This window comes from Hyunsoonleella sp. 2307UL5-6 (assembly GCF_047345485.1).
Classification (GTDB): Bacteria; Bacteroidota; Bacteroidia; order Flavobacteriales; family Flavobacteriaceae; genus Jejuia.
In genome coordinates, this window is sequence record NZ_JBLFEN010000004.1 from 14,576 (window position 1) to 32,004 (window position 17,429).

General features: G+C 31.8%; 13 protein-coding genes. 6 read left to right on the top strand and 7 right to left on the bottom strand.

The genetic code is table 11. The features are described 5' to 3' along the window. Window positions 1-19: 19 nt before the first annotated feature. The 3 genes from ACKGJY_RS08185 to ACKGJY_RS08195 form a co-directional block, all read right to left on the bottom strand. On the bottom strand, window positions 20-829 hold the full coding sequence (locus tag ACKGJY_RS08185) for an anti-sigma factor domain-containing protein (RefSeq protein ID WP_413973393.1): 810 nt from the start codon (window positions 827-829) through the stop codon (window positions 20-22). A gap of 4 nt (window positions 830-833) precedes the next feature. Next, window positions 834-1,364, bottom strand: coding sequence for an RNA polymerase sigma factor (locus ACKGJY_RS08190; RefSeq protein WP_413973394.1), 531 nt, complete (start codon window positions 1,362-1,364; stop codon window positions 834-836). 81 nt (window positions 1,365-1,445) lie between these two features. Continuing rightward, the gene (locus tag ACKGJY_RS08195; RefSeq protein ID WP_413973395.1) at window positions 1,446-1,682 is read right to left on the bottom strand and encodes a hypothetical protein; all 237 of its coding nucleotides are present in this window, start codon (window positions 1,680-1,682) and stop codon (window positions 1,446-1,448) included. A gap of 148 nt (window positions 1,683-1,830) precedes the next feature. Between ACKGJY_RS08195 and ACKGJY_RS08200 the strand changes: the two genes are divergently transcribed. From ACKGJY_RS08200 to ACKGJY_RS08215, 4 genes are read left to right on the top strand one after another with little or no spacing between them, the layout of a single operon-like run. Continuing rightward, window positions 1,831-3,783 carry a peptidylprolyl isomerase gene (locus tag ACKGJY_RS08200; RefSeq protein WP_413973396.1) on the top strand — a complete coding sequence of 651 codons (1,953 nt, stop codon included), beginning with the start codon at window positions 1,831-1,833 and terminating at the stop codon, window positions 3,781-3,783. 2 nt (window positions 3,784-3,785) lie between these two features. Then, entirely contained in the window at window positions 3,786-4,643 is an 858-nt protein-coding gene (locus ACKGJY_RS08205; RefSeq protein ID WP_413973397.1) for a peptidyl-prolyl cis-trans isomerase, read from the top strand. After that, window positions 4,627-6,069 (top strand): peptidylprolyl isomerase, encoded by a 1,443-nt coding sequence (locus tag ACKGJY_RS08210; protein WP_413973398.1) that lies wholly within the window; start codon window positions 4,627-4,629, stop codon window positions 6,067-6,069. The genes ACKGJY_RS08205 and ACKGJY_RS08210 overlap by 17 nt, the downstream gene beginning before the upstream one ends. A 6-nt stretch (window positions 6,070-6,075) precedes the next feature. Beyond that, window positions 6,076-7,029 (top strand): AAA family ATPase, encoded by a 954-nt coding sequence (locus ACKGJY_RS08215; RefSeq protein WP_413973399.1) that lies wholly within the window; start codon window positions 6,076-6,078, stop codon window positions 7,027-7,029. A gap of 11 nt (window positions 7,030-7,040) precedes the next feature. Here ACKGJY_RS08215 and ACKGJY_RS08220 read toward each other — a convergent pair whose 3' ends face one another. Beyond that, complete coding sequence (locus ACKGJY_RS08220; protein WP_413973400.1) at window positions 7,041-8,723, bottom strand: LIC_10190 family membrane protein; 1,683 nt, start codon at window positions 8,721-8,723, stop codon at window positions 7,041-7,043. A 228-nt stretch (window positions 8,724-8,951) separates the two neighbouring features. On the opposite strand from ACKGJY_RS08220, the gene ACKGJY_RS08225 reads away from it, so the two are divergent. Together ACKGJY_RS08225 and ACKGJY_RS08230 are read left to right on the top strand one after the other, a co-directional pair. After that, window positions 8,952-11,729, top strand: coding sequence for a bifunctional aconitate hydratase 2/2-methylisocitrate dehydratase (locus ACKGJY_RS08225; RefSeq protein WP_413973401.1), 2,778 nt, complete (start codon window positions 8,952-8,954; stop codon window positions 11,727-11,729). A 213-nt stretch (window positions 11,730-11,942) separates the two neighbouring features. After that, window positions 11,943-14,210 (top strand): aconitate hydratase, encoded by a 2,268-nt coding sequence (locus tag ACKGJY_RS08230; protein WP_413973402.1) that lies wholly within the window; start codon window positions 11,943-11,945, stop codon window positions 14,208-14,210. A gap of 102 nt (window positions 14,211-14,312) precedes the next feature. Here the strand turns inward: ACKGJY_RS08230 and ACKGJY_RS08235 are convergent, their stop codons facing one another. From ACKGJY_RS08235 to ACKGJY_RS08245, 3 genes are all read right to left on the bottom strand, one after another. Next, a complete protein-coding gene (locus ACKGJY_RS08235; RefSeq protein WP_413973403.1) occupies window positions 14,313-14,633 on the bottom strand; it encodes a YtxH domain-containing protein in 321 nt (106 codons plus the stop codon). A gap of 571 nt (window positions 14,634-15,204) precedes the next feature. Further along, the gene (locus tag ACKGJY_RS08240; RefSeq protein WP_413973404.1) at window positions 15,205-16,020 is read right to left on the bottom strand and encodes a hypothetical protein; all 816 of its coding nucleotides are present in this window, start codon (window positions 16,018-16,020) and stop codon (window positions 15,205-15,207) included. A gap of 26 nt (window positions 16,021-16,046) precedes the next feature. Further along, window positions 16,047-17,270 carry a tRNA modification GTPase gene (locus tag ACKGJY_RS08245; RefSeq protein ID WP_413973405.1) on the bottom strand — a complete coding sequence of 408 codons (1,224 nt, stop codon included), beginning with the start codon at window positions 17,268-17,270 and terminating at the stop codon, window positions 16,047-16,049. Between the last annotated feature and the right edge of the window lie 159 nt (window positions 17,271-17,429).

Sequence of the window (17,429 nt, forward strand, 5' to 3'; positions counted from 1 at the left end):
CTGTAATATTCTAGAATAATTATGATGTGCTAACCACGCCTAAAGTATACAGTTGTTCCATAGTAGGAGTAGGGCTTCCACCAGCAGGTTCTAAAGTAATACCAAAAGCCTCACTTGTATTTACGTTTTTAATTTCAAAGATTTTGTTAGCATCTGTTTTAAAGTCGTCAATAGTACCTAAACTTGTAGGGGTAAGCGGGTTTAGTGTTAAAGACCATACTTGATACACCTTACCCTCTGGAGGATCTGGTAAACCTTCAACATCTAAAAAAATACGTTTTTCATCTTTATCCCAATATACTTTAGCATAAGTATCCGCAAAATTTCCTTGACCTGCCAAAGGTGTTTTTAAAATAGTATCATCTCGTAAAACAGAAATTAAAGTTTGTGCTTCTTCTAGGTTGTTTTTAGAAAACTCGATTTGTGTTTCTAACAAGGACTGTTGCGTTTCTGTAACCTGAATATCAGATTTTAATTGCTTATTTTGATTTAAAGACCAAAATAAACCTGCTGCTAAAACAATAGAAGCTGCCCAACCGGTATATGCAATCCAATTATATTTAGGTTTAGTAATAGGGATAACTTTAGTATCGTCTCTATCATTATCAATACCTAATTCTTGCTTAACTGTATTTAAAATGTGATTATTGTTGCGTTGAGATGTAGATGCTGTTAATGTAACAATTGCAGTTTCTATCTCTAAAACTTCTTGTAAAATTTCTGGGTGCTTTTGCATAAGCGTATACACTTCTGCATTTTCTTTTTCAGAAAGCGAACCAGCTACGTAGAGCTCTAAAATCCCAGATGATATGTACGCGTTAATATCCATTTTACTAGTTTAAAACTATATTTCTCAATTCTTTAATACAATTTCTATTGCGAGTTTTAATAGTTCCAATAGGCATATCTAATGCTTCAGAAGCCTCGCTTTGTGTGTATCCTTTAAAATATAATAACTCAATAACTTGCTTACACTTTTCAGCTAGTTTACTAACAAAAGTTTTTATACCTATAGCGTCAGTTGTGTTATCAAGATTATCATTGCTTTCAATTATATCTACGAAAAAAGTGGCATCTAGGTTTTGTTTTGTTTTTTTAAAGTTTTTAGAGCGGGTTTTATCAATAGCTGCGTTACGGGCAATATTTAGAATCCATGTAAAGAAGCGCCCCTTCTTTTTAGTATAACTATCAGATTTTTGCCAAATCTTAACAAATACATCCTGCATCACCTCTTCTGCTACATTATGGTCTCTTACAATATTGTATATCACACCGTGCATACTGTCACTATACATAGCATATAATTTTTCAAACGCTTTTACGTCTTTTTGTTGAAATTTGTTAACAAGCTGGTCTAAATTCATGTATAGTTTGTAATTATCACTAAAGTAACAAATAAAATACGAATATTAAGCTACAGGTTTTGCTAAATATTAAATTATAAATTATTCATTATAAAGCATACCTCTATGCGGTTTTAGGGCATCGCGCACAGGTTTCATTTGGTGTTCTAAAACAACCATAAACGCAATAGTGTGCATGTTATTAATTATTTCAAAACCTGTAATATTTAACTCTAGTTTTTCAATCTTGATATATTCTTTTAGATGAAACTCATGATGTTCCGCAATTTTTGTAGCATCAGGTCCTCTAAAATCCCATATTAGCTTTAGTTTTCGCATGTACTTTTTTTAGTTTTCAGAGAAATAAAAATAGTGTTTATCTCATAAACGAAATAAAATAAACTTAGTTTATTTACGTTTATTAAAACAACTTGTTTTAAAGCTATATATTAGTATTTTTGTATCTGTTTAAAAGTAAAATTTTATTATGACATTGAAGTATAACTCCTTAGTTTTTATATTATTTTTTTCTGTGTTTGCACTTGCCCAAACATCAAAAAAGCAGGTGCTATTTACTGTTGCTGATGATCCTGTTTATGTTTCAGAATTTTTAAGAGTTTACAATAAAAATTTAAATTTGGTTCAAGACGAGTCTCAAAAAGATGTTGATGAGTACTTAAAATTATTTACCAACTATAAATTAAAACTCAACGAAGCTAAAGCTTTGGGTTTACACGAAAAAGCATCATACAAAAGAGAGTTAGATACATATAAAAAACAATTAGCTAAAAATTATATAACTGATGCAAAAGTTACTGATGCACTAGTTAAAGAGGCTTATGCTAATATTTCTAATACTATTAAGGCTAATCATATCTTGGTGCGTGTTGTAGAAGGTGCTACACCACAAGATACTTTAAAAGCCTTTAACAAAATAAATGAATTGCGTGAACGGTCTATTAAGAATGGTTTTGAAAATGTTAGAAAAGAAGTACATAATGGCAAAACACTTTTTGGTGAAGAATTAGGTTGGTTTTCTGGTTTTAGAATGGTTTATAAGTTTGAGAAAGTGGCATTTAATACTCCTGTTGGAGACATATCTCAACCATTTAGAACGCGTTTTGGCTATCATATAGTTAAGGTTTTTGATAAGCGTAAAGCTAGAGGTGAGCGTACGGTAAAACACATTATGATAAAGACTAAACCAAAGGATACATTATCTGATGCTGAGACTAGAATAAGAGAAATATATAAAAAAATTGAACAAGGAGAAACTTTTGAAGATTTAGCAAAAGAATTTTCAGATGATACAAATTCCGCCCCAAGCGGCGGTTTATTAAAATCATTTTCTAGTGGGCAGTTAAGCGTACCAGAATTTGAAGAAGTAGCTTTTGCACTCGAAAATGAAGGGGATATGTCTAAACCTGTAAAAACTAATTTTGGGTGGCATATTATTAAATTAGTAAATAAAAAGCCAATAGGTTCTTTTGACGAATTAAAATCAGAATTAGAAGAAAAGGTAAGGCGTGATACGCGATCAAAATTAATAGATGACGCTTTAATTACTAAGCTTAAGGAAAAGTATAATATTACAAATCAAGATGTAGATTTAAAGTATTTTACATCTATTTTAAATGAAGATTTTTATCAGCGTACATGGAAATTGCCAGAGGGCTTTAAGAAAGAAACACAATTTTTAAAGATTGGTAATAAAATAGTAACAAATGAAGACTTTGGTAATTTTTTACTATCTCAACAAAAACGTACTAGAAGTAAAAAAGGGTTTGAAGAAATAATAAATACTGCTTACAATTCATTTTTAAGCTCTAACTTAAAAACCTATCAAGAAGAGAATTTAGAGTATGAAAATGAAGAATTTGCCCATGTTTTAGGAGAATATAGGGACGGATTATTATTGTTTGATTTAATGGAAACCACTATATGGCAATCTGCTAAAACAGATTCTGTAGCTATTAAAAATTTCTATAAAAATCATAAGCAAAACTATTTTTGGCCAATACGCATTAATGCAACGGTAGCCTCATCTTCAAATAAAAAAGTGATTAAAAAAGTAGCTAAATTGATGAGAGAAAAAATGGATATTGAAAATATTAAATCGTTGGTAAATACTAATGGCGAAGTTAATGTAATTTTCACTGTTGATACCATGGATGTAAATCATCAAGCACTACCTAAAAATTTCGATATACAGCAAAAAGGAGTTTCTAAAGTGTATAAACACAATAATGGTTTTATTGTTGCAAATGTTATGGAAGTATTACCAAAAACAGAAAAATCTTATGATGAGGTAAAAGGTTTGGTATTGAGTGATTATCAAACTCAAAAAGAAAATTTATGGCTCGAAGAACTTAGAGCAAAATATAAAGTGATTATTAATGAAGATGTCTTGAAGAAAGTTAAAGAAGAAATTAAAGGTTAACAGTGCGAATAAAATCCCTCTCAATACTATCAATTTTAATTGTTTGTGTAACATCTTGTAATTTTTATAAAGAAACAGATGAGCGTAAACCTATTGCAAGAGTTGGTGATAACTATCTATATCAGGATGATTTAGTGAGTGTATTATCAGATGCAGTTTCAGGACAGGATAGTACATTAATTGTTCAAAATTTTATTAAAGAATGGGCTACAGAGCAGCTATTAGTCGATGGCGCTCAGATTAATTTAAGTGAAAAGAAACAAAAACATTTCAATAAACTTATAGACCAATATAAAAATGATCTTTTTAGTAAAGCTTATTTAGAGGCACTTGTTAAGCGTAATTTAGATACAGCAGTAAGTAAAGCCGAGGCTGCTACTTATTATGAAGGAAATAAAGAAGCATTTAAATTAAATGAGGAGCTTATAAAATTTAGATACATTCATGTTGATAAAAATATAATAGACCTAAAAGGCATTAAAAAACGCTTTCAAGAATTTAATAGCAGCGATAAAATAGCTCTAGATTCTATGGCTATACAATTTAAATCTTACTCACTAAATGATTCCATTTGGGTTAAAATGAGTCAAGTTATTTCTAAAATACCAGGTGTTAATTCAGAAAATAAAAATCAACTGTTAAAAAAATCTAATTTTGTGCAACTCACAGACTCATTAGGAGTATATTTGATGCAAGTAAATCAGGTGTTGTTGCGTAATGATACTGCACCACTTGAGTATGTTAAGCCAATAATAAACCAAATAGTTATTAATAGGCGTAAGCTAGAACTTATTAAAAAATTAGAAAAAGATATTACAAAAGATGCGATTAAAAACAAGGAATTTGAAATCTACAATTAATAAAAAGTTAATATTCCTATTAATGCTTGTAACTGTATTTTCGATACAAGCACAAGAAATTATAGAAGATACACCAAGTGTTGATGCAAATGCGGAACAGCAAAATAAAGACATAGATTCTACGGGTGCATTTAAGGCTATAAAAATTGATGCTGTAGAAGGTGTTGTGGGAGATTATATTGTTTTAAACTCTGATATTGATAAGGAATTTTTACAACTACAAGCATCAGGTGTAGACACCAAAGAAATAACACGATGTCAAATTTTCGGTAAGCTTTTAGAGAATAAATTATACGCACACCAAGCTATACAAGATAGTATCATAGTTTCTGATGCTGAAATAAGAAATAGTGTAGATTATCAAGTACAACAGTTTTTGCAACAGGTAAATGGAGATATGGATCGTTTGTTAAGTCTCTACAATAAGGAAAATGAAGAAAGTTTGAGAGATGAAATGTATAAGGCGAATAAAGATATGATGTTGTCGCAACGCATGCAATCTAAAGTGATACAAGACATTGAAATAACACCAGAAGAAGTACGACAGTTTTTTAATAAAATACCTAAAGAAGAGCGCCCAAGTTTTGGTACAGAGTTAAAAGTATCCCAAATAGTAGTAGAGCCTAAAGTATCTTTAGAAGAAAAACAAAGAATATTAAACCAGCTAAAACAATTTAAAGCAGATGTTGAGGAAAACGGTGCAAGTTTTAGATCTAAGGTTATCCTGTATGGTCAAGATCCAGGTATAAAACAATCAGGATATAAATATACGTTGAATAGAAAAAAACCTAGAATGGTTAAAGAGTTTAGAGAAGCTGCATTTGCCTTACAAGAAGGCGAAGTGTCTGAACCTTTTGAATCAGATTTTGGATTCCATATCGTATATTGTGAAAAAATCAGAGGTCAAGAATACGATGTTAGTCACGTGCTTTTAATCCCCAAAGTTTCAGATGATGCTGTTATAGAAGCAAAGGAAAAATTAGAAAAAGTAAGACAGCAAATTGTTAGTGGCGAAATTACTTTTGAGAATGCCGCTAAAGAAATCAGTGATGATGAGACTACAAAATTTGATGGTGGTAAACTAATAAATCCAGAAACTCAAGATTATAATTTTGAATTAACGCGAATGGATCCTGAGTTTTACTCGCAAATTCAAGATTTAAAAGAAGGTGAAATAAGCGAGGTAGTAGGAGAAACAGATAGGTCTAATAAATTAAAGTTTAAGATTTTAACAGTATTTGATAGAACAGAAGACCACGATGCAGATTATGCGTCAGATTTTTTGAAAATTAAAGAACTAGCCTTAAACGAGAAAAAAATTAAAGCTATTGAGGATTGGCAAACTGAAAAAATTGATGCTACCTATATTAAGATAACTGGTAGTATGAGAGGTTGTGAATTTTCTAGTAATTGGTTAAAAAAATAATAGCCTATGTCTGATGTTGCTGCAGTACAACAATTTGTAAAAAAGTATAAGGATTTAAAACAAGAAGTAGCCAAAGTAATAGTAGGGCAGGATGATGTTGTAAATCAAATTTTAATTTCTGTTTTTTCTGGGGGGCATTCATTACTTGTTGGTGTACCAGGCTTAGCAAAAACCTTGATGGTTAATACTATTGCAAAAGCATTAGGATTAGATTTTAAGCGTATTCAATTTACACCAGATTTAATGCCTAGTGATATTTTAGGTAGTGAAATTTTAGACGAAGACCGTAACTTTAAGTTTATAAAAGGCCCAATATTTGCCAATATTATTTTAGCCGATGAAATAAATAGAACACCTCCTAAAACTCAAGCAGCTTTATTAGAAGCAATGCAAGAACGTGCAGTAACAGTTGCGGGACACCACTATAAATTAGATTTACCATATTTTGTATTAGCAACACAAAACCCTATTGAGCAAGAAGGTACATATCCTTTACCCGAAGCTCAACTAGACCGTTTTATGTTTGCAATTAATTTAGAATACCCTTCTTTCGATGAAGAGGTTAAAGTAGTAAAAGCCACAACCACTGATGTTAAGGTTGAAGTGAATGCTTTATTCTCAACTGCTGAGATTATAGAATTTCAAAATGTTATTAGAAGAATACCTGTAGCTGATAATGTTATTGAATATGCAGTTTCTATGGTAGGGAAAACTAGACCAAATAGTACTTCGGCGCCAGATATTATAAAACAATATATAGATTGGGGAGCAGGCCCTAGAGCATCACAAAACCTAATTTTAGCGGCTAAAACACATGCTGTTATAAACGGTAAATTTTCTCCAGATAACGAAGATGTTCAAGCTGTGGCAACCAGTATATTGAGACATCGTATTATAAAAAACTATAAAGCTGAAGCTGAAGGTATATCAGAAAAGCAAATTATTAAGAGTTTATTCTAGTGCAAACAAAATCATTTTGTTTTAGAGGGTTTAGAAATAAATCCATCTTTTAAATTATTACCCCTTAGTTGCGGTGTGTAATAGTAATAATCTTTAATATAGTCTACTTGTTGTTTGTTAACACACGGTAAATCACCATTGCCTGTTCCCCAAAAAAACACGTCTATATCTGGAGAATTATACTTAAAACCATCAATATTTTCTTTAGAGAAAGTTGTTGCAGTTTTAGTGCTTTCTTCTGGAATTAAAATATTTTTAAACTTAAAGTTGCTCGTTAAAATTAAATATTTATTAGAAGTAAAATTCTTTAAGTTTAAAGGAACTAGGATAGGAATAGCACTTAAAACTAAAGACGTATAAATAAGTATAGTACCTATTCGTCTTGATTTAAATATTCTTATAAATATCTGAAGTGATATTATAATAATAAAGACTATAAAAAATCGGTATTGTGGTGAATTTAACCACGCTAGCGTAAATTGTAAAACGGCTAATAGGTAGATAAGAAGTAACGGTTTCTTTGCTTTACTTTTCAGAATAAAAAATGGAAAAATAATCAGTAATAATAAAAACAACTTATTAAATACCCCATCTAGTTTAGGTATTTGCAACCAATATTTCAATTTTTCAAAAAAACTAAACTGAGATACGTCACTATCATTCATACCAGATTGATAGGTTCCTGTTTTATATAGCTGTAATAGCTCAGGAGGTAATTTCCAGTCTATACTTAAAAGATCAAAAGCTGCAGTTGGGTAAAATAAATGTCCAGATATAATGAGGTTTTTAAGTAAAAATAATCCTAAAACAGATGTAGAAAGTATGATATAGCGAGTAATATTCTCTTTTAAAATCTTAAAGTTTTTAATGAAAAGTATCAAAATTAAAAGCGCGAATACTATCGTTGTTACTTTAACAAAACATAAAAAAAGCACACTACTGAATAGGATATTGAATTTAGAAGCAGACATATTATCACCATTTACAAGATATTCATAAACAATGTAAGGTGCCATTAAAAAAATGATTAAATCCGGTGAAGGCGCATTAACAAACTGCATAAAAAATAAGCTGAATACTAGTATTAGGCCTATAAAAAAATCCTGTTTGTGTGATGCATTGCTAAGTTTTTCTACAAATAAAAATCCTAAAGTGATATAAATAAACCCGTTAATATCATTAAAAATATTTGCTATAAACGGGAAGTTAAAACCAGCTTGTAACGTATGCCATGACGAATTTTGCCCTAAGAATAAATGCAAATTTGCTAACCCTTTTACATAACCAAATTCATTAATCCATTTTATGGTTTGTATGTAATAAGATTCATTATCAATTAAATAGGGTTTTGTGGCGCTTTGTGTTAATACAATTATAAATAGTAAAACATATAATACCTTAAGTTTTTTATTAAACGTTTTTAATGTATTGTATACATCAATAAAATATGTGATAATTTGTATTCTAAAAATAAAAGTAAGTACACAATTCAATATTAAAATACTGATATAATATTCAATATTAATTCTAATAAAAAAAGCTGTTGTAGTAGTAATTAAGGTATATAGAAAAAGCCCTAAAACTTGATGAATAGAAAAATGACAGTCCTTTATATTTAGAAATTTTCTAAAAACAAACCCAAAATTAAGGCATGTTATCGTAATATAAATCCAGCTTAAAACTATAAAAAGCATTTTTATGTTTGGTTTGTTTCAAAGGTATCGATAAATCTTAAATTATTAATTTATTATAAATGTTCTCCTATTATTAAATAAAGAGCAATCATATTACGTAATTATGATACAATAGTAATTACGTATTATTACTTAGTTTTTATATGGTCTTTCCTTTTTCATCTATATATTAAATTTGTATTTTGCGTCGCTTTTTGAAGTAAAATTTAACATTGAAATCATCTTTTTATGAACTATAACGATTACATCAAGGAAATCGAAGAAAGAAAAGCTCTTAGCTTGCACCCTAAGCCAATTGACGGAGCTGAATTATTAAGCGAAATTATTTCGCAAATTAAGGATTCAGATCATCCACATAGAGCAGATTCTTTAAACTTTTTTATCTATAATGTTTTACCTGGTACCACAAGTGCTGCTGGTGTAAAAGCTGCTTTTTTAAAAGAGATTATTCTTGGAACATCTGTAGTTGAAGAAATTACGCCAACCTTTGCGTTTGAGCAATTATCGCATATGAAAGGTGGTCCTTCTGTAGACGTGTTGTTAGATTTAGCTTTAGGTGATGATGCAACAATAGCAGCAGAAGCAGCAAAAGTATTGAAAACACAAGTGTTTTTATACGAAGCAGATACTGAAAAATTAGAAAATGCTTATAAAGCTGGTAACGCAATAGCTAAAGAATTATTAGAAAGCTATGCAAAAGCAGAATTCTTTACAAAACTTCCAGAGGTTGAAGAAGAGATTGAAATAGTTACCTACATTGCTGGAGTGGGCGATATATCTACAGATTTATTGTCTCCAGGTGCTGATGCACATTCCAGATCAGATCGTGAGCTACATGGGCAATGTATGTTTGAGCATAATAAAGACATGCAAAATGAATTATTAGCGTTAAAAGAACAACATCCTAATAAACGTGTGATGTTAGTTGCCGAAAAAGGAACCATGGGTGTTGGGTCTTCAAGAATGTCTGGTGTAAACAACGTTGCATTATGGACGGGTATTTCATCTAGTCCCTACGTACCATTTATTAATATAGCGCCTGTAATTGCAGGTACTAACGGTATTGCTCCAATATTTTTAACAACTGTTGGTGTAACTGGTGGTATAGGTATAGATTTAAAAAATTGGGTAAAGCAAAAAGATGCAGATGGTAATACCATTGTTGATGCAGATGGCGAACCTATATTAAAAGAAGTGTACTCTGTAGCTACTGGCACAGTACTTACTATTAATACTAAAACGAAAAAATTATATAACGGCGATAAAGAATTAAAAGACATCTCTACTGCATTAACACCACAAAAAATGGAGTTTATTAAAGCAGGAGGGTCTTACGCAGTTGTTTTTGGTAAAAAACTACAAACTATTGCGTGTAAAATATTAGGTATAGAAATTCCACAAGTGTATGCGGCTTCTAAAGAAATTTCTATAGAAGGACAAGGATTGACGGCTGTAGAAAAAATATTCAATAAAAATGCTGTTGGCACTACACCAGGAAAAACATTACATGCGGGTTCTAATGTACGCGTTGAAGTAAATATTGTAGGTTCTCAAGATACTACAGGATTAATGACGTCTCAAGAGTTAGAAATGATGGCTGCAACTATTATTTCGCCAATTGTAGATGCAGGTTACCAATCAGGTTGTCATACGGCGTCTGTTTGGGATGATAAATCTAAAGCAAATATTCCAAGGTTAATGACTTTTATGAATGACTTTGGATTAATTACAGCACGTGATCCTGAAGGACAATACCACGCCATGACAGATGTTATCCACAAAGTGTTAAATGACATCACTGTTGATGATTGGGATATTATTATTGGTGGAGATTCTCACACACGTATGTCTAAAGGTGTTGCTTTTGGAGCAGATTCTGGTACAGTTGCTCTAGCATTAGCTACAGGCGAAGCTACTATGCCAATTCCAGAATCGGTTAAAGTTACCTTTAAAGGAAATATGAAATCTTTTATGGATTTCCGAGATGTAGTTCACGCTACTCAAGAGCAAATGTTAAATCAATTTGGAGGAGATAATGTGTTCCAAGGAAGAATAATTGAGGTTCATATCGGGACATTAACCTCAGATCAAGCATTTACATTTACAGATTGGACTGCAGAAATGAAAGCGAAAGCATCTATATGTATTTCTGAAGAAGAAACACTAGTAGAATCCTTAGAAATTGCAAGAGATCGTATCCAAATTATGATTGATAAAGGAATGGATAATGAAAAGCAAATGCTTAAAGGGTTGGTAGATAAAGCAAATACAAGAATTAAAGAGTTACAGTCAGGTTCTAAACCAGCTTTAAAACCAGATGCAGATGCGAAGTATTTTGCTGAGGTTGTTGTAGATTTAGATGAGATTGCTGAACCTATGATTGCTGATCCTGATGTAAATAACGAAGATGTTTCTAAGCGTTATACACACGATAATATCAGACCACTATCATATTATGGCGGTACTAAAAAGGTAGATTTAGGTTTCGTAGGGTCTTGTATGATTCATAAAGGCGATATGCAAATTTTAGCGCAAATGTTAAAGAATATTGAAACGCAACATGGTAAGGTAGAATTTAAAGCACCATTAGTTGTAGCACCTCCAACCTATAATATTGTTGATGAGTTAAAAGCTGAAGGCGATTGGGATGTATTACAAAAATACTCAGGTTTTGAGTTTGATGATAGTGCACCAAAAGGATTAGCACGTACTAAGTATGAAAATTTATTATACTTAGAGCGTCCGGGTTGTAACCTTTGTATGGGTAACCAAGAAAAGGCAGAACCTGGAGACACCGTAATGGCAACTTCTACACGTTTATTCCAAGGACGGGTTGTTAAAGATACAGGTGAGAAAAAAGGAGAATCGTTATTATCTTCTACACCAGTAGTTGTTTTATCTACTATTTTAGGAAGAACACCAACTATGGAAGAATACGAAAAAGCTGTTGAAGGTATTGTATTAACTAAATTAAAACCTTCTAAAAAGAAATTAGTAATGGCTTAATTCTACATCAAATTATATTACAAAAGCCCGAGTTTTTTATCCTCGGGTTTTTTTTATGGATTTAAAGTATCTGTTTTTAGTGTATTTTTATACCAATATGTTTGTAACATAATATAATAAGAAACGTCTATGTATAAGGTTTTAAAAAGGTAGTCTAATTTCGTATCTTAGTACACAGAAAATAAGAGTAATAACAACTAAAAATTTAAATCTATGGCATTTGATATTGACATGATAAAAGGAGTTTATTCCAAAATGGCTGAGAACGTTGATAAAGCGCGCAAAGTTGTTGGAAAGCCACTAACGCTTTCTGAAAAAATATTATATAATCACTTATGGGATGGAAATCCAACAACAGCGTTTGTAAGAGGAAAAGATTATGTAGATTTTGCTCCTGATAGAATTGCATGTCAAGATGCTACAGCTCAAATGGCACTATTGCAATTTATGCAAGCTGGAAAAGATAAGGTTGCTGTACCAACTACGGTGCATTGCGATCACCTAATCCAAGCCAAAGAAGGTGCAGCTACAGATTTAAAACACGCCAATACGGTGAGTAGTGAGGTGTTTAATTTCTTAGAATCTGTATCTAATAAATATGGTATTGGATTTTGGAAACCTGGCGCGGGTATAATTCATCAAGTAGTTTTAGAAAATTATGCATTCCCTGGTGGGATGATGATTGGTACAGATTCTCACACAGTAAACGCTGGTGGCTTAGGTATGGTTGCTATTGGTGTTGGTGGTGCAGATGCTGTTGATGTTATGGCTGGTATGGCGTGGGAATTAAAATTCCCTAAACTAATAGGAGTGAAGTTAACAGGTAAATTATCTGGTTGGACAGCTCCAAAAGATGTAATTTTAAAAGTAGCAGAAATTCTAACTGTAAAAGGTGGTACAGGTGCTATTGTAGAATATTTTGGCCCTGGCGCAACAGCGATGTCGTGTACAGGAAAAGGCACCATTTGTAATATGGGTGCTGAGATTGGTGCTACTACATCAACATTTGGTTATGATGAATCTATGGAGCGTTATTTAAAAGCCACTGATAGAGCAGATGTTGCTGAGGCTGCAAATGCAGTAGCGGCACATTTAACAGCAGATCCTGAAGTTTATGCGAACCCAGAAGCTTATTTTGATCAAGTTATAGAAATTAACCTATCAGAATTAGGACCATTATTAAACGGACCGTTTACCCCAGATTTATCTACAGAAGTAGGATCGGATATGACGGAGAAAGCTAAAGCAAACGACTGGCCAATAAAAGTAGAATGGGGATTAATTGGGTCTTGTACCAATTCTTCTTACGAAGATTTATCTAGAGCATCATCTATAGCGCAACAAGCCATAGATAAAGGTTTAAAAATGAAAGCAGAATTAGGCATTAATCCAGGATCAGAGCAAGTGCGTTTTACAGCAGAACGCGATGGTATCTTAGGTATTTTTGAAAATTTAGATGCTAAAATATTTACTAATGCGTGTGGACCATGTATCGGACAATGGGCACGATATTCAGATCCTAAAAATGCACCAAAAAATAGTATAGTACATTCTTTCAATAGAAACTTTGCTAAACGAGCTGATGGCAATCCAAATACACACGCTTTTGTAGCATCTCCAGAATTAACAGCTGCAATCGCTGTTGCAGGTCGTTTAGACTTTAATCCTTTAAAAGATAAGTTAATCAACGAAAATGGCGAAGAAGTTATGTTTGAAGAGCCAACAGGCTGGGAACTACCACCGAAAGGTTTCGCGGTAGATGATAACGGGTATTTAGCACCCGAGGCAGACGGTAGTCATGTAAATGTTGTTGTGAATGATGATTCAGAGCGTTTACAGTTATTAACACCATTTACACCACTTGGAGATACAATCACAGGAGCCAAATTACTAATTAAGGCTTTCGGAAAATGTACTACAGACCATATCTCTATGGCAGGCCCATGGTTACGATATAGAGGGCATTTAGATAATATTGCCAATAATACATTAATAGGTGCAGTTAATGCCTTTGGTAAGAAAACCAATTTTGTTAAAAATCAATTAACTGGAGAATACGGTGGCGTTCCAGATACTGCTAGAGCATACAAAGCAGCTGGTATAAAAACTGTAGTAGTAGGCGATCATAATTATGGCGAAGGGTCGTCAAGAGAACATGCTGCAATGCAACCACGCCATTTAGGTGTAGCAGCGGTTATCGTAAAATCTTTTGCGCGTATTCATGAAACTAACCTTAAAAAGCAAGGTATGTTGGGCTTAACGTTTGCAAACGAAGCAGATTATGATTTAATTCAAGAAGATGATACCTTTAACTTTATAGATTTAGATGCTTTTGCACCAGATACACAATTAACACTTGAAGTTGTGCATACCGATGGTAGCAAAGATACCATCAAATTAAACCATACGTATAATGCTGCACAAATAGCATGGTACAATGAGGGTTCTGCACTTAATTTAATTAAGAAGCAAAACGCTTAAATTATAATACACAATTACAAATAAAAAATCCAACGTGAAAGCGTTGGATTTTTTTATATTACCATACTAATTTCTTTTCAGTATCTCGTATGTATTAAACACCTAACTTGTTTGTTGATAGGTTTTATTCTTTTCTTTAAGTATAGCCAATTGTTTTTCTAAAAATGAAATGGCTTTTTCTGTTTTATAACTCGCTTTAGATGCAAATTTTTTTGCATCTTTTTTTAACTGGTGCTTACCAGATTTTGCCGCCTCAGATACATCTGCAGTAACCTCAGTAAAATCTTTAGTTATTTGGTCTTTTATATTTTTACCCTCTTTTTTTAGAGTGTCTCTAGTTACTTTTCCTTTTTCGGGGGCTAGCAATACACCTAAACCCGCGCCAATTAAAATGCCTAAGGCTATTGTTCCTTTGTTAATCATTGTTTTCTTTTTTTAATTAAACCTGTTTTACAAATAAGTAGTAAAAACTACTAATATGTTACAAACAAATTCAGTGCCAGATATTTACAGGGTTTAAATTTTAATTTGGGCGCCTGCCTACCTGCGGTATTGCAGGCAGGTTACCCTCCTAAGGTCGGGTCGGGCTTTCGGCAGTCGCTCCCTCCTTCGTCGGGGAGCTTCAACAAATGCCTCAATCCCTAACGCGGGCTAGTTTGCTAGCTTTGTTGTTTTTAAGTCAGTTATTTTATTAACTATTATAGTTTATCAAAGTTAATCCTTAATTAGTGGAGTTTGTTCTAAAAAATAAAGTTGTAGTAATATTTTAGAAACAGCTTGGTGTTTTAGAGTGTTGTACTAAATCCTAGCTTAGTAATTATGAGACTTTTTTTTAGTTAAGTTATACTGCATAATTTATCCAGTATGTTTGATAACGGTCTCGTGTATGATTTCGTTGCGTGTTTAAGCACTAAAGTTAGCAAATAAATCACAGATTAAAGTCCGTGAGGACTTTCGTAAGTAGGTCATATCTAGCAATGAATTATACACATTGTTACCTGCTGGCTTTTACTATTTCAGTTGTTTGGTCTGTTGTACTTTTCGTTTGTAATTCAATACTAAATGCTTCTAATTCTGTTTTTAAATTCATTTCCATTTCCAAATAGAATTTAGTAAAAAACTGTTTTTCGATATCATAATCGATTTGTCCTTTGCCAATTCCATCCAATTCCATTTCGTAATCTTTAGTTGCTGATTTTATGGTATAAACTTGGTCAAGGTCAAAATATCCAATTCCGTTTTCTACTTTTCTTAAAGTGTAAATTGAGTTAATTTCCATTTCAATTGTGACATCTGCAATTGGCATTGACATTGGGTTTTTCTGTTCAAAACTTTCTCCAACCCTAATCTTTCTATTCGGATATTTGATTTGATTCATTTGAGATTCCATTGCTGGAAGAAGAGTTTTCTTCTTTTCTTCTGACATTGTCAATGAATAAATAGAATCTATTTTTGTTTTTCCGTCAATTGATTTTCCAAAAAATTTGGTTCCACTTGTTAAGGTCGGATTATTAGATTCTAACAATTCTATGTCAATCGGAAATTCGTTTCCTTTCAGTGCACCTGTTTTAGAAATACTTTTTAAAAGACTTGTATCTTTTGTTGTTGTTGGATTTTCAACGCCGTTATTTTTTAAATTTTGAAGTATTTCGTCCGATGCAATGTATTTTACATTGTTTTCCGAAATTTGTTTTTGAGTCAGAGTGTAATTGTAATTTGGTAAGTAACCAACTTTAAAATCAATCTCTTCTTGACTTTTGCAAGACGTAATTGATATTGTCAATAAAATAAGCAGGATTGTTTTCTTCATTCGGTTTTTTCAGCTTGCAGGTAACTTTAAAATATAGTGTACCCTAGGATTAGTGATACAGAAGTGAATTCTGTACCCCAGGCTCCTTGCGCATTTAAAATATTTCTTTTAGGTGCGTATCTTAGTTCTAAATTATATTTTTCCTTATACTTACATCCAACACCCAGAGCTAGCGTAACTCCAGAGTTAATATCTAATAGGGTTGGAGTGCTACTATTTTCTTCAATAATTTCAATTAATGATGAGCTAATACCAAAAACACTAGTTGAAGTTGCAAAGAGTTTAAAATCATCATTCAGAAATATATAATATCTTAAGCCAAGGTTTACATCAATAGATGTATAGTCAATAGTTCCAAATACTTTTCTTCCACTACTTTCGTTTATAATTTTTTCTGCTTCTGATGAGAAATTTTGATATGTAGGTTCTACAATTAATGACCACTTATTATTGTTAAACCCCAAAATAAATTCTGCCTCTAGTCCTAATCTAAAAGAGGTTAGCCCTTTGCCAAAATCTAATTCTCTCCAAGGAACTTGCGCATTTCTTACTAAAAGAGAAGCGCTTCTTACACCAGGGCGTATGGTTAAATTAAATAAATCTTTTTTTTGTTTGATAGCGTAATTAGTAAACTCAGAATTAGTACATTCATTATAACCTATAAAGAAATTAACTAATTCAGTCTGTCTATAATTTATTTTACCAACCTGAGACATTGAGGTGTTTTCACATTTTAAGCTATTCCATAATTGACGTCTAAAAAAATTATTTTTAGAAACTTGTCCATCCTCAGTTAAATAATTTTTGAAGATCAATTGCTCTACATCATTTAAACCTTCATTAAAAAAATATCGTATTAAACCACTATCTTCATACAAATACAAATTTGCTTTTCCTTCTATTAATACTCTTAAAAATAGTTGTTCTTTGTTAAAAACCGGGTTTTTATCATACCCCATTTTATTAATATTAATGCTAGACCTGTCTATATTTACAGTGCGTCCAATATATTTTGATGTATTGTAAATCTCAAACTCTTTAACTGTACTAACAGTCTGGATTTTTTTCTCAGAATTCTCAGAAAGCTTATACTCAAATTCAGTTGGGTTACTTAACCAATCAAGATTTTTAATGAGACATTCTATTCTCTCGTTGGAATTATTAATATAGTAACCTTTTAAAAAGGTGTTTTGAGCAAAAATATTTAATCCAAGGATTAGAAATAGAAATAGCGTTGTTTGTTTAATCATTGTTATTTAGCGTAATAAAGAAAGGTGGTTTATAAATGAATTTTATAATCTTCCTTTTTTAATCATAATAGAAAGAAATAAAATAATGTACAAAATACATATTTTCTTTCAATTATAGTATAAGTTACGCACTCTAATGGTTCGTAAAATATAATCAGC